20 protein-coding genes are annotated in these 18,200 nt (G+C 73.6%); 13 read left to right on the forward strand and 7 right to left on the reverse strand.

Going from position 1 to position 18,200, the window contains the following annotated elements; translation table 11 throughout:
• Window positions 1-48 precede the first annotated feature (48 nt).
• Entirely contained in the window at window positions 49-219 is a 171-nt protein-coding gene (locus ACERUJ_RS05405) for a hypothetical protein (protein WP_370247440.1), read from the reverse strand.
• Window positions 220-469: 250 nt separating this feature from the next.
• On the opposite strand from ACERUJ_RS05405, the gene ACERUJ_RS05410 reads away from it, so the two are divergent.
• The 11 genes from ACERUJ_RS05410 to ACERUJ_RS05460 all read left to right on the forward strand — a co-directional run bounded on the left by ACERUJ_RS05410 (window position 470) and on the right by ACERUJ_RS05460 (window position 11,580).
• On the forward strand, window positions 470-2,023 hold the full coding sequence (locus ACERUJ_RS05410) for a methyl-accepting chemotaxis protein (protein WP_370247443.1): 1,554 nt from the start codon (window positions 470-472) through the stop codon (window positions 2,021-2,023).
• A 14-nt stretch (window positions 2,024-2,037) separates the two neighbouring features.
• Entirely contained in the window at window positions 2,038-2,862 is an 825-nt protein-coding gene (locus ACERUJ_RS05415) for a protein-glutamate O-methyltransferase CheR (RefSeq protein WP_370247445.1), read from the forward strand.
• Between the two features lie 80 nt (window positions 2,863-2,942).
• Window positions 2,943-5,966 (forward strand): MMPL family transporter, encoded by a 3,024-nt coding sequence (locus ACERUJ_RS05420; RefSeq protein ID WP_370247446.1) that lies wholly within the window; start codon window positions 2,943-2,945, stop codon window positions 5,964-5,966.
• Window positions 5,967-6,078: 112 nt separating this feature from the next.
• Window positions 6,079-6,699 carry a superoxide dismutase gene (locus ACERUJ_RS05425; RefSeq protein WP_370247447.1) on the forward strand — a complete coding sequence of 207 codons (621 nt, stop codon included), beginning with the start codon at window positions 6,079-6,081 and terminating at the stop codon, window positions 6,697-6,699.
• A complete protein-coding gene (locus tag ACERUJ_RS05430; protein WP_370247448.1) occupies window positions 6,696-6,971 on the forward strand; it encodes a hypothetical protein in 276 nt (91 codons plus the stop codon). Before ACERUJ_RS05425 ends, ACERUJ_RS05430 begins: the two co-directional genes overlap by 4 nt.
• 127 nt (window positions 6,972-7,098) lie before the next feature.
• Entirely contained in the window at window positions 7,099-7,545 is a 447-nt protein-coding gene (locus tag ACERUJ_RS05435) for a hypothetical protein (RefSeq protein ID WP_370247449.1), read from the forward strand.
• 117 nt (window positions 7,546-7,662) lie between these two features.
• A complete protein-coding gene (locus ACERUJ_RS05440; RefSeq protein WP_370247450.1) occupies window positions 7,663-8,760 on the forward strand; it encodes a hypothetical protein in 1,098 nt (365 codons plus the stop codon).
• Window positions 8,761-8,823: 63 nt separating this feature from the next.
• Entirely contained in the window at window positions 8,824-9,279 is a 456-nt protein-coding gene (locus tag ACERUJ_RS05445; protein ID WP_370247451.1) for a hypothetical protein, read from the forward strand.
• Window positions 9,276-10,040, forward strand: a complete 765-nt coding sequence (locus tag ACERUJ_RS05450) for a copper resistance protein CopC (RefSeq protein WP_370247452.1) — start codon at window positions 9,276-9,278, stop codon at window positions 10,038-10,040. Before ACERUJ_RS05445 ends, ACERUJ_RS05450 begins: the two co-directional genes overlap by 4 nt.
• Window positions 10,037-10,657, forward strand: a complete 621-nt coding sequence (locus tag ACERUJ_RS05455; RefSeq protein WP_370247453.1) for a copper resistance protein CopC — start codon at window positions 10,037-10,039, stop codon at window positions 10,655-10,657. The genes ACERUJ_RS05450 and ACERUJ_RS05455 overlap by 4 nt, the downstream gene beginning before the upstream one ends.
• A complete protein-coding gene (locus tag ACERUJ_RS05460) occupies window positions 10,639-11,580 on the forward strand; it encodes a DJ-1/PfpI family protein (RefSeq protein WP_370247454.1) in 942 nt (313 codons plus the stop codon). The genes ACERUJ_RS05455 and ACERUJ_RS05460 overlap by 19 nt, the downstream gene beginning before the upstream one ends.
• Window positions 11,581-11,583: 3 nt before the next feature.
• On the opposite strand, the gene ACERUJ_RS05465 is transcribed toward ACERUJ_RS05460, so the two are convergent.
• The 5 genes from ACERUJ_RS05465 to ACERUJ_RS05485 all read right to left on the reverse strand — a co-directional run bounded on the left by ACERUJ_RS05465 (window position 11,584) and on the right by ACERUJ_RS05485 (window position 15,230).
• The gene (locus ACERUJ_RS05465; protein ID WP_370247455.1) at window positions 11,584-11,889 is read right to left on the reverse strand and encodes a DUF2087 domain-containing protein; all 306 of its coding nucleotides are present in this window, start codon (window positions 11,887-11,889) and stop codon (window positions 11,584-11,586) included.
• A 77-nt stretch (window positions 11,890-11,966) separates the two neighbouring features.
• Window positions 11,967-12,557, reverse strand: coding sequence for a signal peptidase I (lepB, locus tag ACERUJ_RS05470; protein WP_370247456.1), 591 nt, complete (start codon window positions 12,555-12,557; stop codon window positions 11,967-11,969).
• 9 nt (window positions 12,558-12,566) lie between these two features.
• Window positions 12,567-14,126, reverse strand: a complete 1,560-nt coding sequence (locus tag ACERUJ_RS05475) for an RNA polymerase sigma factor (protein WP_370247457.1) — start codon at window positions 14,124-14,126, stop codon at window positions 12,567-12,569.
• A gap of 138 nt (window positions 14,127-14,264) precedes the next feature.
• Window positions 14,265-14,837 carry an HhH-GPD-type base excision DNA repair protein gene (locus ACERUJ_RS05480; RefSeq protein ID WP_370247458.1) on the reverse strand — a complete coding sequence of 191 codons (573 nt, stop codon included), beginning with the start codon at window positions 14,835-14,837 and terminating at the stop codon, window positions 14,265-14,267.
• A gap of 18 nt (window positions 14,838-14,855) precedes the next feature.
• Complete coding sequence (locus ACERUJ_RS05485) at window positions 14,856-15,230, reverse strand: universal stress protein (RefSeq protein WP_370247460.1); 375 nt, start codon at window positions 15,228-15,230, stop codon at window positions 14,856-14,858.
• Between the two features lie 90 nt (window positions 15,231-15,320).
• Between ACERUJ_RS05485 and ACERUJ_RS05490 the strand changes: the two genes are divergently transcribed.
• Window positions 15,321-15,776, forward strand: a complete 456-nt coding sequence (locus tag ACERUJ_RS05490; RefSeq protein WP_370247461.1) for a hypothetical protein — start codon at window positions 15,321-15,323, stop codon at window positions 15,774-15,776.
• Window positions 15,777-15,779: 3 nt separating this feature from the next.
• Here the strand turns inward: ACERUJ_RS05490 and ACERUJ_RS05495 are convergent, their stop codons facing one another.
• Window positions 15,780-16,763 (reverse strand): DUF4192 domain-containing protein, encoded by a 984-nt coding sequence (locus ACERUJ_RS05495; RefSeq protein ID WP_370247462.1) that lies wholly within the window; start codon window positions 16,761-16,763, stop codon window positions 15,780-15,782.
• A gap of 99 nt (window positions 16,764-16,862) precedes the next feature.
• On the opposite strand from ACERUJ_RS05495, the gene ACERUJ_RS05500 reads away from it, so the two are divergent.
• The gene (locus ACERUJ_RS05500; protein ID WP_370247463.1) at window positions 16,863-18,197 is read left to right on the forward strand and encodes a DNA polymerase IV; all 1,335 of its coding nucleotides are present in this window, start codon (window positions 16,863-16,865) and stop codon (window positions 18,195-18,197) included.
• The last annotated feature ends 3 nt before the right edge of the window (window positions 18,198-18,200 follow it).

Genomic DNA, 18,200 nt, shown 5'->3' on the forward strand with positions numbered 1-18,200 from the left:
CGGGCCCCCGGCGATCGCCGGGGGCCCGTCGCCGTTCTCAGCCCGTCCTCAGAGCCCGAAGGGTCCGGAGCTCTGGTTGCGGATGCCGTCGGCCTGGCGCGACATCGCGTCGTAGCCGGCACGGTGGTCGAGGTGGCGGGAGGCACGCGGGCCACGCCGCAGGAGCAGCAGCAGGACGACGGCGACGACGACGCCCGAGATGATCAGCACAGTGGTCATGCCCCATCGTGGCACCGGCGTGGTGAGGGCACCAGCACCAGCGACTCCGGAACGGCGGATCCGCCGATTCCTGCCCCGAACCACGACACCGGAACGTAGGATCGCGGGGCGGCCCCGAACGCCCCGATCCCTTGCAACTTTCAAGCACAACGCCTCAGATCGGATTGGTCGCGAGCGATCTATCCGGTGCGCGCCGACGCTGCGCGCCGCCCGCCGGAAGGCGGGTGAGGAGCCTGGGGCAAGGATCACGATGAAGATCACCTGGTCGGTCGGACGTCGACTCACCGCACTGTCCGGGGCCGGCGCCCTCGGGATCCTGGTCATCGGCGGGGCCGCCTGGGTCGCGGTCGGGGGGATCCGCAGCGACACCGCCGTCGCCACGCAGATCAGCGACGGCCGCACGCTGATGACGACGCTGGCCGAACGGGCCACCGAGATGCGCGTCGACGTCTACGACACCGTGCTCGTCGGGGCCTCCCGCGAGGCCTTCACCACCCACGAGCAGGAGGCGAAGGACCTCGTCGGCCAGATGCGCCAGCTCGACCTCGACGAGCACAACACGACCCAGGTCGAGACGATCGCCGGTGAGTTCGACACCGTCGCCTCGCAGTACGACGCCTTCCTCACCCGGGCCCAGGCGCAGCCGGTGGCCGCGCGGCAGGAGCTGGCGACGGTCGGGGAGATCTCCGACGCCCTCGAGCAGCAGATCGCCGCCTCCCTCGACGACTTCGCCATGGATCGCGGGGTCTCCCAGGACGCCGTGTCCGGCTCCATCGACCGGCTCCGCCTGATCGTCGCCCTGGTCGGCGGCCTGTGCCTGGCCGCGCTGCTCGGCCTGGGCCTGATCATCTCGCGCAGCATCACCCGTCCGCTCACCTCCGTGACGCGCGCCTTCGGCGCCTTCGCCCGGGGCGACCTCACCCAGCAGGTGGCGGAGGACGCCTCGGCCGAGCTCGGCGACCTGCAGCGGTCGCTGAACTCCTCCCTGTCCGCCGTGGCGTCGGTGGTGTCGACGGTGACCGAGTCGACCGACCAGGTGGCCGCGGCCGCCGTGCAGCTCTCGGCGTCGTCCCAGCAGATCGCGGCCGGCGCCGAGGAGACCTCGGTGCAGGCCAGCGTCGTCTCGAACGCCGCCGAGGAGGTCTCCGCCAACGTGCAGACGATCTACGAGGGCTCGGAGCAGATGAGCGCCTCGATCGTGGAGATCTCCCAGTCGGCCATCGAGGCCTCCCGGGTGGCCCACGAGGCGGTGTCGGTGGTCGAGCGCACGCACGGCGAGGTGGCCCGGGTCGGGCAGTCCAGCCAGGAGATCGGCAACGTCGTGCAGATGATCACCTCGATCGCCGAGCAGACGAACATGCTGGCCCTCAACGCCACCATCGAGGCGGCCCGGGCGGGCGAGGCCGGCCGCGGCTTCGCCGTCGTGGCCAACGAGGTCAAGGACCTCGCCCAGGAGACGGCCAAGGCCACCGACGACATCGTGCGACGGGTGCAGACCATCCAGGCCGACAGCGAGCGCGCGGTCAGCGCCATGGGCGAGGTGCTCACGATCATCACCGCGATCAGCAACCACCAGATGACGATCGCCGCCGCGGTGGAGGAGCAGACCGCCACCACGAGCGAGATGAACCGGATCCTCGACGCCGCCTCCACCGGGGCCGGCGAGATCGCCCACAACATCTCCGGGGTCGCGACCGCGACCGCGATGACCACCCAGGCGGTGGGCGCGAACCTCGGGGCGGTCGGCGCCCTGAGCGAACTCGCGGAGCGCCTGCGCCGCGAGGTCAGCCACTTCGGGATCTGAAGCGGCGGCCGAGGATGACCCCGACCGCACTGACCCGCGAGACCGTCGACTACCTGCGCGAGCTCGTGCAGCGCGAGAGCGGGATCGCCATCGAGGACGGCAAGGACTACCTGGTGCTCAACCGGGTCACCCCGCTGGCCCAGGAGCTCGGCTTCCCCGACGTCACCCAGCTCGTGCGGCACCTGCGCCGCTCGGCGACGACGCCGCCCGGCACCGTGGTGGCGCTGGTGAGTGCCCTGACCACCAACGAGACGTCGTGGTTCCGCGACCCCGCTGTGTTCGCGGCCCTGGCCGACCACGCGCTGCCCAGCCTCGCCGCCGCCCGCGCGGGGCGACCGCTGCGGATGTGGAGCGCGGCCTGCTCGACCGGCCAGGAGGTGTACAGCCTGCTCATCGCCGCCTCGGAGACGCCGGCGTGCGCCGCCACGGACCTGCAGGTGCTGGCCAGCGACATCAACCCGGCGATGGTCGAGCGCGCGCGGGCCGCGCGCTACAGCGACGTCGAGGCGGTGCGGGGGTTGAGCCCCGAGCGTCGGGCGCGCCACTTCGACCAGGTGGGCACCGAGTACGTGGTCGCCGCCCCGCTGCGCGCGAAGGTGTCCTTCAAGACCATCAACCTCACCCGGCCCTACCCGATCACCACGCCGTTCGACCTCGTCCTGCTGCGCAACGTGCTCATCTATTTCGACGTAGCGACCAAGGTCGAGGTGCTCACCCGCGTGCGGCGCGTGATCGCACCCGACGGCTTCCTGGTGCTCGGCACCGCCGAGTCGACCCTCGGGATCAGCGACGCCTGGGCGCCCGTCGCGGGCCGCCGCGGCCTGTACCGACCCGCCTGAGGTCGGCGAGCGGGGCCAGGCCCTACCCTCGGGGCACCCGCTCCCCCGATCGTCAGCACCGCTCCCCGAGGAGATCCGCCGTGTCCGCTCCGACGCCGTCGCGCCTCGCCGCGATCAGCACCCGCCGTCCGTGGCTGGTGGTGCTGGTCTGGGTGGGGCTCACGGTGCTGCTGAACGTCGCGGTGCCGCAGCTGGAGGAGGTCGCCGGGCGCGACTCCTCCCCCGTCGTGCCCCCCGAGGCCCCGTCGCAGCGGGCGGCGCAGCTGATGGGGTCCTCGTTCGGGTCGGCCGGCAGCCAGAGCGTGGTGGTGGTGGCCATGGAGCGCGACGGCGCCCGGCTCGGCCCGGCCGACCGGCGCTACTCCGAGCAGCTCGGCGACGCACTGGCCGCGGACCCGCAGGACGTCGTGTTCGTGCAGGACCTCACCGATCCCGCGCTGCGGCGCGCGCTGACCAGCGAGGACCAGCAGGCCCGCTACCTGCTGGTCGGGATCACCGGCGCGACCGGGGCACCGACGTCGCTGCGGCAGGTGGAGGCGGTGCGCGAGATCGTGCGCGCCGCGGCCCCGCCGGGCCTCGACGTCGTCGTGACCGGCCCGACCGCCACGGTCGTGGACGCGACGCTGGCCACCGAGAGCAGTGTCCTGCGGATCACGGTGGTCACGATCGGTCTCATCGCGCTGATCCTGCTGCTCGTGTACCGCTCCCTCGTGCTGACCGCGCTCATCCTCGGCGTCGTCGGGATCGGGCTCGGGCTCGGGCGTGCGGCGGTCGCGCTGTGCGGCGACCAGGGGCTGTTCACGGTCTCGACCTTCAGCGGCACCTTCCTCACCGCCGTCGTGCTCGGCGCCGGCACCGACTACGCCGTCTTCCTCATCGCCCGCTACCACGAGCAGCGCAGGCTGGGTCTCGCCCCGGCCGACGCCGCCGCGATGGCCGCCACCCGCATCGGCTCGGTCATCACCGGCTCGGCGGTCACGGTGATCCTGGCGACGCTGGCGATGTCGCTGGCCCAGGTCGGCTTCTTCACCACGACCGGACCGGCGGTGGCGGTGAGCATCGCGGTGAACCTGGCGCTGGCGCTCACGCTCACCCCGGCACTGCTGGTGCTCGCCGGTCGTCGCGGACTCGGCGAACCGCGCGGCGCGACGACGCCGGCCGGCTGGCAGCGGGTCGCCCGCCTGGTGATGCTGCACCCGGTGCGCGTCGCCGTCGGCGCCCTGACGCCGCTGGTGCTGCTCGCGGCCCTGCTCCCGCTCGCCGACCTGTCCTACGACTTCCGGGAGCCGCTACCCGACTCCGCCGAGAGCAACCGCGGCTACGCCCTGCTGGCCCGGCACTTCCCGGTGAACGAGGTGCTGCCCGACTACGTGGTGCTGCGCGCGGACCGCGACCTGCGCACCAGCGCCGACCTCGCGCTGCTGGAGCGGGCCGCCGCCGCGGTGGCCCAGCACCCGCAGGTGGACCTGGTCCGGACGCTGACCCGGCCTGCCGGCACCCCCATCGCCCAGGCCTCTCTGGCCGGCCAGTCCGGACGGGTCGGGGGACGGCTCGAGGCCGCCGGCCGCCAGGTCGCCGACGGCGTCGACGGGGCGCGGCGGCTCTCCAGCGGGGCCGGTGCGCTGGCCGACGGCGCCGAGCTGGCGGCCGAGGGCGCCGGCCGGCTCGCCGACGGGGCCAGCGCCGCCACGGAGGGGGCGGCGCGGATCGCCGCCGCCGGCGGTCGTCTGGCGGGCGGCCTGGACCGGCTCCTCGACGGCGCAGAGCGGGCGGCGTCGGGCAGCGGGGACCTGCGCCGCGGGATGGCCACGCTGGCCGACGGTCTCGCGGCCGGCTACGACCAGGTCGCGCTCGGGGTCGACGGGCTCGGGCAGGTCTACGACGCCCTCGACACCGCCAGCCTGGGCTGCGACGCCGACCCGGTGTGCCGGCAGGCCCGCGAGGGGCTTCGGGTGATCTACGAGGCCGAGCGCGACCAGCTGCTGCCCGGCCTGAAGCAGGCGGCCGCCGCGGCGCGGGCCCTCGCCCGTGGCGCGGGCGACCTGGAGGACGGCCTCGCGCGGCTGCGCGACGGCCTCGAGGTGGCGCGCAGCGGCACCCGGCAGCTCGCCGAGGGACAGCGCACGTTCGCCGCGCGGCTGGGCGACCTGCAAGGTGGCGCCGCCGACCTCGCCTCCGGCACCGACCGGGTGGCGCAAGGCACCCGTCGTCTGGCCGAGGGCACCACCGAGGTGGCCGCCTCGCTCCCCCAGCTGCGCGCCGGCCTGGCCCGCGCGGCGGCGCTGCTGCGCTCCACCGACCGCCAGCTCGGCGAGGACCCGCTCACCAGCGGCTTCTACCTCCCGCCGGCCGCCCTCACGAACCCCGACTTCCGCGACGCCGCCCGACTGTTCATCTCCGACGACGGCCGCGTGGTGCGGTTCGTCGTGCTCGGCACCACCGACGCCTTCGGCGAGCAGGCCTCCCAGCGGGCGCGGGCGATCGAGCGCATCGTCACCGACTCCCTGCGCGACACGCGGCTGGCCGACGTCGAGGTGAGCGTCACCGGCGTCGCCGCCACCAACGCCGACCTGCGCGAGTACGTCGCCGACGACCTGCGCACGATCGCCCTGGGCTCGCTGCTCGCGGTGTTCCTCGTGCTGCTGCTCCTGCTGCGCAGTCCGGTGGCCGCCACCGTGCTGATGGGCACCGTCGTGCTGTCCTGGCTCGCGGCCATGGGCGTGGCGACGCTGGTGTGGCAGTACCTGCTCGGCATCCCCCTGGACTGGACCGTGGCCGCGGTGTCGCTGGTGATCCTCGTGGCGGTCGGCGCCGACTACAACCTGCTGCTCACCAAGCGCATCCACGAGGAGGCGCCCGACGGCTCGGCCGACGGCGTCGCGCGCGCCACCGCCGCGACGGGCAGCGTCATCACCACCGCCGGGGTGATCTTCGCGGTCAGCATGCTCGCCCTGCTCGCGGGCCAGATCAGCACGATCGGACAGGTGGGCTCGACGATCGCGGTGGGCCTGCTGCTCGACACCTTCGTCGTGCGCAGCCTGCTCGTGCCCGCCCTCGCCACCCTCCTCGGCCCGCGGCTGTGGTGGCCGCGCTCGACCACCTAGGACCTCAGACCCCGCCGAGGTCGACCGTGCCTCCGCAGCGCGGCGTGGTCGGGACGGGCCTCACCCCTGCGCCTTGTTGCAAAGACTTTGCAAGAACAAGAGACTTGCAATCATGAGCGTCTACGCCCTCCCGGACCTGCCGTACGACTACGCCGCCCTCGAGCCCTACATCTCGGGCGCGATCATGGAGCTGCACCACGACAAGCACCACGCGACCTACGTGAAGGGGATCAACACCACCGTCGAGCAGCTCGCCGAGGCGCGGGAGTCGGAGTCCTTCGGGTCCCCCTCGACGCTGGAGAAGAACCTGGCGTTCCACCTCGGCGGACACGTCAACCACTCGGTCTTCTGGCCCAACATGAGCCCCGACGGGGGCGACAAGCCGATCGGTGAGCTGGCCCAGCTGCTGGAGGAGTACTTCGGCGGCTTCGACACCTTCCGAGCCCACTTCGAGGCCAACGCCCTCGGCGTCCAGGGATCGGGGTGGTCGGTGCTGACCTGGGACATGGTGGCGCAGCGCCCGTTCATCATCCAGCACTTCGACCACCAGGGGAACGTGCCGATCTGCATGGTGCCGCTGCTCATGCTCGACATGTGGGAGCACGCCTACTACCTGCAGTACCGCAACGACAAGGCCACCTTCGTGCAGCAGTGGTGGAACATCGTCAACTGGGAGGACGTGCAGGCCCGGTTCGAGAGGGCACGGACCCAGACTCCCGGACTGATCCTGTGACCGCGCCGGGCTACCGCCACGACCTCGCCCCCGTGGTCGCCTCGGCCCAGCGGGTCGCCGGCCTCCTCGCCGCCCGCCACCGGGGTGACGCCGAGGGGGCGCGACAACTGATGGACGGCTTCGACGGCGAGCAGGACCTCGCGCGCGGCGCCCTCCTCGTCGCCGAGCTGAGTCTGGGACTCCTCCAGCGGGAGTCGGGGCAGTCGCTCGACCAGTGCGTCCACGACCTGTGCCTGCACCTGGAGCAGGCGCTCACCGCGCCCCCGCACTGAGCCGGGTCCGGCCGGGCGCCCGCATCTCAGGTGCGGTCGCCCGGCGCGGGCGCTGCGGCACGCTGTGCCATCCTGACCCCACCTCGGTCCTCCCCACCGCGAGGGCCGTACTCCCCGAGGATCGCCGATGCCCGCCCCGACCGACGCTGCTCAGCGCCGCCGACGCACGCGCGCGCGCCGCCGGTCCGCCGTCGTCGGCGCCCTGGTCGTGGGGAGCCAGTGGTGGACCCACGGCCAGCTCGGCACCGCGTCCCACGGGACTCCCGGCGAGCACGGGGCCGGTGGACACGCCGCAGGCGGGCACGGACAGAACGTGGTCGTCCTGCACCTGGTCGGGCACACCGTGGCCGCCGTCCTGCTGCTGATGGTGCTCGCCTCGATCGAGGCCACCCTGCGTCACGTCGTGGGCATGATCAGCCTGCGGCGGCGCCCTCGCTCCGGTCTCGACCGGATCTGGGCGCTCGTGGAGCATCGGGTCTCCCCGGCGACCGCACGGGTGGACCCCCGTTCCTGCATCGACGTCGCACGCGGCCCCGCACCGCGGCGGGGACCGCCGGTCGTCGCCCTCGGCTGACCGCGCCTCCCCTTCCTTCGTGACGGGGACCGGTCGGCCTCCGCTGTCGACCATTCCCCTGTCGCCCCGTCCGTGGGCGACCGGCGCACGCCTGCGCCCCCATCCGAAGGAATCAGCATGCCCCTGCGTTCCCGCATCCCCGCGACCGTCGCCGCAGCCGCCGGCGCCGCCACGCTCACGGCGCTGCTCGCCGCCCCCGCCCAGGCCCACGTCGGCCTGACCTGGGACGCGCCCCAGCCCCCGCAGCTCAGCAAGACCACCTTCTTCAAGCTCGCCGTGCCGCACGGCTGCTCGATCACCGACGCCGCGATGCCCGCAGCGCTGGAGAAGCTCGGCCTCGGCAGCGGCTTCCTGCCGGTGGCGGTGCCCGGCCACGCCGAGAAGGCCGGCACCACCTGGGAGTTCTCCACCACGTCCGTGGAGGTCTCCCTCCCCCGCCAGGACGCCACCAAGGACGACGCCGTCGAGTGGCTCGGCGTGCGGGCCGGCGGTGTGACGGCCGAGTTCAAGCCCGGCTCGGGCTGGCGCACCTCGCTCACCGAGGGCAGCACCACCACGACCGCGACCTGGGCCATCAACACCGAGGCGCCGATCGCCGAGCAGGACTCGGCTCTGCCCTACCACGACGTGATGCAGTTCGGGCTGCGCGCCAGCATCCGCACCAACCAGAACGCCGACGGCAGCTACCAGCAGCCGACCGTCTCCCAGCCCTACACCGACCTGGCGCCGAACAAGTTCGTGCTCCAGACCCGCCAGGGCTGCGAGGTGGACTTCTCCGACGGCACCACCACCGTGCGCAAGACGATCTACGCCGGCGACATCCTCAACGGCTGGGGCAAGGAGTCGCCCACCGCGACCGTCGGTCTCGACCCGACCGCCGACCTCACCCGGGGCCCGCAGGGTCCCGCCGGCCCCGAGGGCCCGGCCGGTCCGGCGGGCCAGAACGGTCAGGACGGCGCGAGCGGCACCCCGGCCTGGGGTGGTGAGTTCACGGCCCGCTCCGCGAAGGGCGCGCTGGTGGTGAGCGTCGACGCCGCGCGTCGCTACGCCGGCAAGATGGCGCAGGTCCGCTCGGCCGGCGGCACGGTGCTGCTGAGCCGCAAGCTCGACAAGGCCGGCGACCTCGATGCCCGCGTGGCGAAGGCGGCGGCACGCGCCGGCTCCTCGGTGACCCTGGTCATCGCGGGCAAGGCCGTCGCGACGGACGCCGTCTGACCTGATCGGACACACCGGGCGCGGGACCATGCGGGTCCCGCGCCCGGTGGACCGGTCGTCGCCATGGCCCGCCACCTGCTGCGGCCCCTCGCCGCTGCCCTGTTCCTCACGTTCGTCGCCGCGATCGCCGGCTGCTCGCCGTCGTCCTCATCGTCGTCGGCTACCGCCTCGCCCTCGGGCATCGTGCTCGCCGTCACCCCGTCCCAGGCCGCCCTCACCTTCGCCGACGGCACCACCGGCAGGGCCACCTTCGGCGTCGCGGACGGCGCCACCACGATCGCCGTCGTCGTCCCGTCCTTCCCCGGATCCGGATCCGGGGCCGAGCTGGTCGGCGTGGTCAGCAGCCCCGAGGTCGCCGATCTCGAGGTCGACCTCAGTGCCGACCAGCAGGGCTGGTCGGGGGACGTCACGCTCCCCGCGGGGAGCTGGGAACTCCACCTCACCCTGTCCTTCACCGACGCCGGCTTCGTGACCACCACCGACGCCACCACGTCCTTCACCCTCCAGGAGTCATCATGATCCGTCCTGTTCCGCGACGCCGCCGCACCACCTCGGTCGTAGCCGGCGTCGCCGGCGCCCGCCTGCTGTCCCCCCTGGTCGCTACTGCCCCCGCCTCCGCCCACGCCACCCTGGTGGGCCGGACACCACAGGACGGCGCCGTCCTGCGCGTCTCCTCGACCCCGACCACCGTCTCGGTGACCTTCGACGAGGAGGTGACCATCACCCCCTCGTCCCTGCGGGTCCGGGGCCCCCGCGGCGCCGTGCTGTCGGGGAACGCCTCGCTCATCCTCCTCGAGGGCGACCAGTCACGGGTGCAGGCGACCACCCGGAAGGCCCTCCCCCGCGGGGGGTACGCGGTGGAGTACTCCATCGAGAGCGCCGACGGCCACCGGCTCACCCAGGCCACCGGCTTCGGCGTCGGCGTGTCCACGCCGGCCTCCTCCACCGCTCGGATCGCGCTCGGCTCCAGCAGCAGCGGCGCCGCGCCGCGCACCACGATCTCCGGCACCCGCGTCGGCGCGCGCTCGATCAGCGTCCGGATGCCCGCCGACACCAACGGTGGCCAGGTGCAGCTGACCTGCAACCGCGAGGGCAGCACGGCCGCCAAGGTCGGAGCACCCTTCGTCTGGGAGCTGGGCCGCACGGTGAACGGCGTCGCGACGGCGTCGGGGTACCTGCCGACGGCCTGCCGCTACACGGTCGTCGTCACGCTGAGTCGACCGTTCCCCCAGGCCGCCGGGTCCTGGCGCACCGGCACGCCGATCCCGATCACCGCATGAGCGGGACCCGCCGGATCGGACGTCTGGGAGCCCTGGCCCTCGGCCTGACCCTGCTCGCATCCGGGCCCGCAGCGGCCCATGACGACCTCGACCAGTCCACCCCCGCGGCGGACACGACCGTGGCCGCGATGCCCTCCGAGCTCGATCTGGAGTTCACCGCGACCCCGCGGGCCGTCTCCGTCACGATGCTCGACCCCGCCGGTCGGCCCGTACCGCTCAGCCAGCCCGCACGCTCCGGGAGCACGGCGACGGTCGCCCTGCCCGACGCCGCCTTCGCCACCGGCGGCTACACCGTCTCGTGGCGCATCGTCTCCTCCGACGGCCATCCCGTCGGCGGGAGCTACGGGTTCATCCTCGACCCCACCGCACCGCCCTCGACGTCGTCCGAGGGGTCGGTGCCGGCCTGGGTCGCGCCGGCCGGGCTCGGCGTCCTGGTCCTCACCGGCGGCGGGGTGTGGCTGCGCCGTCGACGACCCCGCGGCATCACCGTGTTCGGGGTCAGCTCGGAACTGGGGACCCACCCGATCACCGGCCGCCCCCACCTCAGCGTCGCCCTGCCGGACGCCCCGATGACGGACCTCAGGAACGGAGACGACCCATGCAGCTCGCCATCGTGATCTTCGAGGGGTTCACCGCCCTCGATGCGATCGGCCCGAACCAGGTACTGGCGCACACCCCCGGCATCGATCCGGTGATCGTCGCCGAACAGCCCGGCCCCGTGCTCGACAACCGCACCCTCACCGTCGTCGCCGAGCGTGGCCTGGCCGACGTGCCTCGACCCGACGTCGTCGTGGTCGCCGGCGGGGTGCCCGCCGTGCATCGCGCCACCGAGGACGACCCGATCGTGCGATGGCTCGCGCAGGTCGCGCCCACCACGACCTGGATGACCTCGGTGTGCACCGGCTCCCTGCTGCTCGGCGCCGCCGGCCTGCTCCGAGGCCGTCGCGCGACCAGCCACTGGTACACGCTCGATCGGCTCAGCGCATTCGGCGCGACCCCGGTCGAGGACCGCTACGTCGTCGACGGCCGCGTCATCACCGCCGCCGGGGTGTCGGCCGGGATCGACATGGCACTCGACCTCGCCGCCCGACTCTCCGATCCCCACATGGCCCAGATGCTGCAGCTCGACCTCGAGTACGCGCCCTCGCCCCCCCCTTCGACGCCGGCACCCCGCGCCGCGCACCCGCCGAGGTCACCGCCCGCCTGCGCTCGATGTACGACCAGATCATGGGCCCCCCGACCCCGACGCCCGACCGGTGACCGCGGCCCTCCAGTCGCTCGGCCTGTGACTATGGTGGCCCCGCGCCACCGGGGGCGCATCCTTCTCGGGGAGGTCGTCGTGAACGCACGGGAATCGAACGGTCCGCAGGTCTCAGGCGTGCGTTGTCTGCACTGCCAGGGCACCGATCTGGTCGTGGAGGAGGCGCGGCTCCCGACCAAGTGGAACGCCCGCACCCACCTCATCGAGCTGCACGTGTGCCAGGGCTGCCGATTCGTCATGCCCTTCTACGTGAAGAAGTCCTGGGTCACGAACAACTAGGGCTCACACCCCGTCGAGGTCGACCGTGCCTCCGCAGCGCCAGTACCGACCGTCCTCGCGCGCGAGGAAGCCGTCCTCGACCAGGTAGCGCCGCAGCGCGGCGTGGTCGGGGTGGGCCTCGGAGAGCAGCGCCCGCACCTCGGACTCGGGGTAGACCACGCCGAGCTCGAAGCGCTGCACGAGGTGGTCGAGCACCACCTGCCGCTTCACGTGGCGCACCGGGATCGTCATCAGCCGGCCATCGGGGGTGAAGAAGCGCTGCAGGACGCGGCGCCGGTCCTCCTCCGCGCTCAGGGGATCACTGGCCATCCGCCCAGCCTCGCCGCCCCTGCACTCGCGCGCCACCGGAATTCCGGTCTCCCCGACGCCCCGCGACGAGACCGAGGTCATGGGTCCAGGACGGCGATGATGCTGCTGATCGGGACGAACGGATCGTTCGCGTGCTCCGCGCATCGCGCTTCTCCGGCAGCCGGCGGACAGATCTGGTCGGAACTGTCGGCGGCGTAGGCGCGGTTGTCCCCCATGAGGAAGACATGCCCCTCGGGCACGGTCACCGACCAGTCGTCACGGCACAGGGAGACCATCGGACCGTTGCAGTCCTCCTGCTCCGCGAGGTAGCCCTCCACGAGGGGCTGCCCATCGAGCACCAGCGAACCGTCCGAAGCACAGCACATGACCGTCTCGCCCGGCAGCCCGATGACCCGGTGGGCGAGCGCCTCGGCGATCGGACCCCACGCCGCAGGCGGCGCGTACACGACGACCTGGCCACGCGCGGGGCTGAAGCCCTCGTCCACCCGCGAGCCCCAGACCCGCGTTCCGGCCGGGATCGTCGGTTCCATCGAGGCACCGGAGACCACGTACCGCGTGCGATCCCCGGAGACGACGTCCCCGACCTCAGCACACGAGGTCAGGAGGAGCGCACACGACAGCGCGGCGACAACCCGCGCGATGGGCCGGGGCACGTCGCTGGTCCCCACAGGAGCAGATCAGTCCAGGTAGTCGCGCAACACCTGGCTGCGGCTGGGGTGGCGCAGCTTCGACATGGTCTTGGACTCGATCTGGCGGATCCGCTCGCGGGTGACGCCGTAGACCTTGCCGATCTCGTCGAGGGTCTTGGGCTGACCGTCGGTGAGGCCGAAGCGCATGCTCACCACGCCCGCCTCGCGCTCGGAGAGCGTGTCGAGGACGGCGTGCAGCTGCTCCTGGAGCAGGGTGAACGACACGGCGTCGGCCGGGACGATCGCCTCGGAGTCCTCGATGAGGTCACCGAACTCGGAGTCGCCGTCCTCGCCGAGCGGGGTGTGCAGCGAGATGGGCTCGCGGCCGTACTTCTGGACCTCGATGACCTTCTCGGGGGTCATGTCGAGCTCCTTGGCGAGCTCCTCCGGGGTGGGCTCGCGGCCCAGGTCCTGCAGCATCTGGCGCTGGACGCGGGCGAGCTTGTTGATGACCTCGACCATGTGCACCGGGATGCGGATCGTGCGGGCCTGGTCGGCCATGGCACGCGTGATCGCCTGACGGATCCACCAGGTGGCGTAGGTCGAGAACTTGGACCCCTTCGTGTAGTCGAACTTCTCGACCGCACGGATCAGACCCAGGTTGCCCTCCTGGATCAGGTCCAGGAACAGCATGCCGCGGCCGGTGTAGCGCTTGGCGAGGGAGACGACCAGACGCAGGTTGGCCTCGAGGAGGTGGTTCTTGGCGCGGCGCCCGTCCTCGGCGATCCACTCCAGCTCCTCGCGGACCTTCTCGCTGACCTTGCCGCCCTTGCCGAGCTTCTCCTCCGCGAAGAGGCCGGCCTCGATCCGCTTGGCGAGCTCGACCTCCATCTCGGCGTTGAGCAGCGGGACCTTGCCGATCTGCTTGAGGTAGTCCTTGACCGGGTCGGCCGTCGCGCCGGCCACCATGACCTGCTGCTCGGGCTCGTCGGTGTCGTCGGCCGCGGAGACGACGAAGGTCGCCTCCTTCTCGTCCTCCTTGATGGAGGGGTCGGAGGCGACGTCCTTCTCGAACTGCTCGTCCGAGACGTCGGGCAGGATCTTCTTGCCGTCGGGGCCCACGGCGGGCGCGGCCACGGCCGTGCCGCCGGCCTCGCCGGACTCGGTGGCGTCGTCCTCCACCAGCACCTCGAGGTCGAGGTCCTCGACCGCCTCGACGTCGCTGAGGTCGGGCTCGTCGCCCTCGGGGGCGTCGGCGGCCGGCGCAGCCTTCGCGGGGGCCGCCGCAGCCGCCTTGGCGGGCGCGGCCTTCTTGGCCGGGGCGGCCTTCTTCGCCGGTGCCGCCTTCTTCGCGGTGGCGGTGGCGGTCTTCTTGCTCGTGGTGGCGGCCGCGACCTTGGCCTCGGCGGGCAGGACGACGTTGAGCCCCAGGTCGCTGAGGTGGGCGAGCAGCGCCTTGAGGTGGCGCGGTTCCACGCCGGCGTCGTCACTGGCCTGGCGCACCTGCGCCGGCGTGAAGGTCCCGGTCGGACGTGCCTGGTCGATGAGCGACACCACCGCGGGGTGGGTGAGGACGTCGTCAGGGAGCTTGCGTGCGTTCGAGGACACGAACACCTCTCGTGGGGCTGGCGGAATCTGCGGCCTGGCGCGGAGCCGGACGACGGTGGGCGCGACAAGGCCCGCTGTCGTCAAGAGCCGCTCGCGCCATTCTGCCACGCGGATCCCAGGACCCGTGCCCGAGGGGCCTCACTCGGCCGCGGCCGCCTTGGCGGCGGCCTTCTTCTCCTTCTTGAAGTCGCGCACCTTCTGCAGGCTGTCGGGGTCGACGACGTCGGCCACCGAGCGGAACCCGGGCAGCGCGTAGTCGCCGGCCGCGGCCTCCCAGCCGGGCGGACGGACGCCGAGCTGCTTGGCGAGCAGGGCCACGAAGATCTGCGCCTTCTGCTTGCCGAAGCCGGGCAGCTGCATCACCCGGGCCAGCAGCTCCTTGCCGGTCCCGGCCTCGGTCCACAGCCGGGTGACGTCGCCGTCGTAGCGCTCCTCGACCAGGGCCGCGAGCTCCTGCAGCCGACCGGCCATCGACCCCGGGAAGCGGTGGATGGCGGGCGGCTCGCTGCACATCCGCTTGAACTCCTCCGGATCGGCCGCGGCGATCGCGGCGGGCTCCAGGGTCCCGAAGCGGCTCAGCACCTTGTAGCCGCCGCGGAAGGCGTGCTCCATGCCGTACTGCTGGTCCAGCATCATGCCGACCACGACGGCGAAGGGGTGGGAATCGAGGACGGCGTCGGCCGCGGGCTCACCGGCGATCTGGAAGGCCATGGCCCCCATGATCCCAGGTCAGGCCTTGACCGCCAGCACGGGGCAGTGCGCGTCGAGCAGCACCCGCTGCGCGTTCGAGCCCAGGATCAGCTTGCCCACCGGCGTGCGCCGCCGCAGGCCGATGACGATGAGGTCGGCGTCGTGGGACTCCGCCACGCTCACGAGGTCCTCGGCCGCCTCGAACCCGCGCGCGAGCTGCCGCACCTCGTAGGCGATCCCGGAGTCCTCCAGCCGGGCCCGCACCGCGCCGAGATCGACCTCGCCGTCACCGCGCTCGCGGTGCGAGTTGACGACGACGAGGGCGGCGCCGCGCAGCGTGGCCTCCTCGATCGCCCGCTCGAGCGCGGCCTCCCCCTCGGGCTTGGGCACGTATCCCACGACGACGGTCGGCATGGGCCGCACGCTACCCCGCCGACGTGCTGCTGCCGAGGGCCTGTGGAGGACCGGCGCGCCGCCCGACCCCGAGGGCGCAGGCTGGGGCCCATGACCCCCTCCGTGCCCGCGCCACCCGAGCTCCAGGATCGGCTGCGCCTCGCCGTGGTGCAGCACGGCGCCGCCGAGTCCCGGCGGGTCCACCCGGCGGTGGTGCGGGTCGGCGATCCGGGGGACCCTCGCGGACCGCTGGCGTGTTGGGAGCTGGCGGGCCCGCTGGCCCCCGCCCACTGGGACCACGCGCTGCGACTGGACGTGCTGGGAGCCGCGTCCCGTCGGCTGACGCCGACCGCTCCCCCGCCGGCGCTGGTGTGGGTCACCCGCACCGGCGGGCTGGAGCTGCAGGACCTCGACCTCGCGTGGTTCGCCGCCACCACGGCCGCAGCGGGCGAGACCGGCGTCCCGCTGACGATGGCGGTGGTCACCCGCTTCGGGTGGCACCTGCCGGGCACCGGCATGCGGCGCTCGTGGGTGCGCCCGCGCCGCGGCCGCTGGGCGACGGCCTAGGCCTCAGGCCGCCTCGATCTCGGCCCAGGCCTCGGGCGGGATCGCCCGGACGAGCACCTGGGCCATCAGCTCGGAGAAGCGGTGCCCCGGCCGGGCTGCGAGCGCGGTGTCGACCGCACACCACGCCAGGGCGCCGTCCCCGGACTGCCACGCCGCCCACGCCAGGAGCCCGGCGGCGCCGGCGCGGACCTGCGCCGGGCTGCTGCGCACGAGGTCGCACAGGGCGTCGATCGCGCGCCGAGGGCGTCCCTGGCGCAGGTGCACCAGCGCCTCGTCGCGCAGCACCGGCACCATGAGGGCGGTGAGCAGGCGCGCCCGGTCGTCGGCGTCCAGCCCGCAGGTGGCCTGCGGTGGTCGGGCCTCGTCGGCCCAGCGCCGCATCGCGGTGGCGACCAGCCCGATCTGGTTCCACCGTTCCTCGGGGCCCGGCGCCGCGGGCAGCCGGCCGAGCGCCGCGGCGACCTCGGCGACCCGCACCGGGTCGGGCGCCAGCAGGGCCGCGAGCTCGGCGCGGTCGCGCCGGGTGACACGCCCCGACAGCACCGCCGCCGCCACGAACGGGTGGTCGGCGAGGTCGAGCGTGCGCCACGGCTCGGGCGGACCGGGCACGCACCGCCGGACCCTCCCGCCGGTGCACCACCACACGCCCACGACCTCGACGCCGGCCCCCTCCAGGCCCGCCACGACCGCCTCCCAGCGCCAGGGGCGCGCCTGGGCAGCCTCGCCGTAGAGCACCAGGGCGGCCTGCCGGACGCCGTGGCGGCGGGCGGGCTCGACCAGCGCTCCCGCGACCGTGGCGGCCTCCTGCCGGGTCGCGGGCAGGTCGACGCGGGCGTGGAACGAGCGCACGGCACCGAAGGTGAGCATCACCACCGAGTGGGTGGGGTGGAATCCGAGCACGAGCGGCGGCAGCGCGAGGACGTCCTCCTCGGTGCGCACGGTGAGGTCGAGCCGGTCGGGGTTCAGGGGCAGGTCGGGCGTCGTCATGCGCCCGACGCTCCCCGAGACCGCCGTCGCCGCACCGGGCCGGCGAGGTCGACCGGTGGAGATCGTCGGCCTGCGGGCGGCTGGGGATAACGTGCGGCCATGCGCACCCACGCATCGGTCCTGCACCTGGACCTCGATGCGTTCTTCGCCGCCGTGGAGCAGCGCGACAAGCCCTCGCTGCGCGGCCGGCCCGTGATCGTGGGCGGCACCGGCGGTCGCGGCGTCGTGTCGACCGCGTCCTACGAGGCCCGGGCCTTCGGGGTGCGCTCAGCGATGTCCACCCGCGAGGCCCGGTCGCGGTGCCCGCACGCGGCCTACCTCGGCGGCCGGTACGAGGTGTACCGCGAGGTGAGCGTCGTCGTCATGGGGCTGCTGCGCGAGGTCTCCCCCCTCGTGGAGCCGCTCTCGCTGGACGAGGCGTTCGTCGACCTCGCCGCCGCCGACCTGCCCGACCTCGAGCTGCCGACGGTGACCGCGCTGGCCCGCGACCTGCGCGCACGGGTGCAGGAGGCGACCGGCGGCCTCACGGCCTCGGTGGGGCTGGGCACCAGCAAGTTCATCGCCAAGATCGCCAGCGACCTCGACAAGCCCGACGGCCTCGTCGTGGTGCCGCCCGGCACGGAGCAGGAGCTGCTGCGGCCCCGGCCGGTGACCGTGATCCCCGGCGTCGGCGCCGCCACGGCCCAGCGGCTGCGGGGGGCCGGCGTGCAGACCGTGGCGGACCTGGAGGCCCTGGGGCTGGACGAGCTGGTGCGCCTGCTCGGGCAGGCCCAGGGCGCCGCGCTGCACCAGCTCGCGCGGGCCGAGGACCGCCGGCCGGTGGTGCCCGAGCGCGAGGCGAAGTCGGTGAGCACCGAGAACACCTACGCCACCGACCTCACCGACCGCACCCTCATGGCCGAGCTGCTGCGCCGCCAGGCCGGCGACGTCGCCCGGCGTCTGCACGCCTCGGGACTCTCGGGGCGCACGGTGTCGATCAAGGTCCGGCTGCACGACTTCACCACGCTGAGCCGCTCGGCCACGCTGCCCGAGCCGACCGACACCGACCGCGTGATCGCCCGCACCGCCACCGCGCTGCTGGGCGAGCTCGACACGACCGGGGGCGTGCGGCTGCTCGGCGTCGGCGTCAGCGGGCTGGCCGACTGGGTGCAGGACGACCTGTTCGGCGAGAGCACCGCCGACCCCGCGCCCGAGCCGGAGCTGCCGCTGCCCGAGACCGTGCGGTCGCGCTCGACCTGGCACCCCGGTCAGGACGTCGAGCACGACGAGCACGGCCGGGGCTGGGTGTGGGGCTCGGGCCGGGGGGTGGTGACCGTGCGCTTCGAGACCGCCGAGACCGGGCCGGGCCCCGTGCGGAGCCTGGCCGTCGACGATCCCGCCCTGCACGCCTGGGCGCCGCCGAAACCCGTCGCGCCGGAGGACGGCGAGGGCTAGCGT

It is taken from the genome of Nocardioides sp. (assembly GCF_964228225.1).
In the GTDB taxonomy this organism is placed as follows: Bacteria; Actinomycetota; Actinomycetes; order Propionibacteriales; family Nocardioidaceae; genus Nocardioides.

Coding starts and splice junctions, on each gene's coding strand:
- ACERUJ_RS05405 (WP_370247440.1), bottom strand. CDS start 219: ATGACCACTGTGCTGATCATCTCGGGCGTCGTCGTCGCCGTCGTCCTG.
- ACERUJ_RS05410 (WP_370247443.1), top strand. CDS start 470: ATGAAGATCACCTGGTCGGTCGGACGTCGACTCACCGCACTGTCCGGG.
- ACERUJ_RS05415 (WP_370247445.1), top strand. CDS start 2,038: ATGACCCCGACCGCACTGACCCGCGAGACCGTCGACTACCTGCGCGAG.
- ACERUJ_RS05425 (WP_370247447.1), top strand. CDS start 6,079: ATGAGCGTCTACGCCCTCCCGGACCTGCCGTACGACTACGCCGCCCTC.
- ACERUJ_RS05435 (WP_370247449.1), top strand. CDS start 7,099: ATGCCCGCCCCGACCGACGCTGCTCAGCGCCGCCGACGCACGCGCGCG.
- ACERUJ_RS05440 (WP_370247450.1), top strand. CDS start 7,663: ATGCCCCTGCGTTCCCGCATCCCCGCGACCGTCGCCGCAGCCGCCGGC.
- ACERUJ_RS05445 (WP_370247451.1), top strand. CDS start 8,824: ATGGCCCGCCACCTGCTGCGGCCCCTCGCCGCTGCCCTGTTCCTCACG.
- ACERUJ_RS05450 (WP_370247452.1), top strand. CDS start 9,276: ATGATCCGTCCTGTTCCGCGACGCCGCCGCACCACCTCGGTCGTAGCC.
- ACERUJ_RS05455 (WP_370247453.1), top strand. CDS start 10,037: ATGAGCGGGACCCGCCGGATCGGACGTCTGGGAGCCCTGGCCCTCGGC.
- ACERUJ_RS05460 (WP_370247454.1), top strand. CDS start 10,639: ATGCAGCTCGCCATCGTGATCTTCGAGGGGTTCACCGCCCTCGATGCG.
- ACERUJ_RS05465 (WP_370247455.1), bottom strand. CDS start 11,889: ATGGCCAGTGATCCCCTGAGCGCGGAGGAGGACCGGCGCCGCGTCCTG.
- ACERUJ_RS05480 (WP_370247458.1), bottom strand. CDS start 14,837: ATGGCCTTCCAGATCGCCGGTGAGCCCGCGGCCGACGCCGTCCTCGAT.
- ACERUJ_RS05485 (WP_370247460.1), bottom strand. CDS start 15,230: ATGCCGACCGTCGTCGTGGGATACGTGCCCAAGCCCGAGGGGGAGGCC.
- ACERUJ_RS05490 (WP_370247461.1), top strand. CDS start 15,321: ATGACCCCCTCCGTGCCCGCGCCACCCGAGCTCCAGGATCGGCTGCGC.
- ACERUJ_RS05495 (WP_370247462.1), bottom strand. CDS start 16,763: ATGACGACGCCCGACCTGCCCCTGAACCCCGACCGGCTCGACCTCACC.
- ACERUJ_RS05500 (WP_370247463.1), top strand. CDS start 16,863: ATGCGCACCCACGCATCGGTCCTGCACCTGGACCTCGATGCGTTCTTC.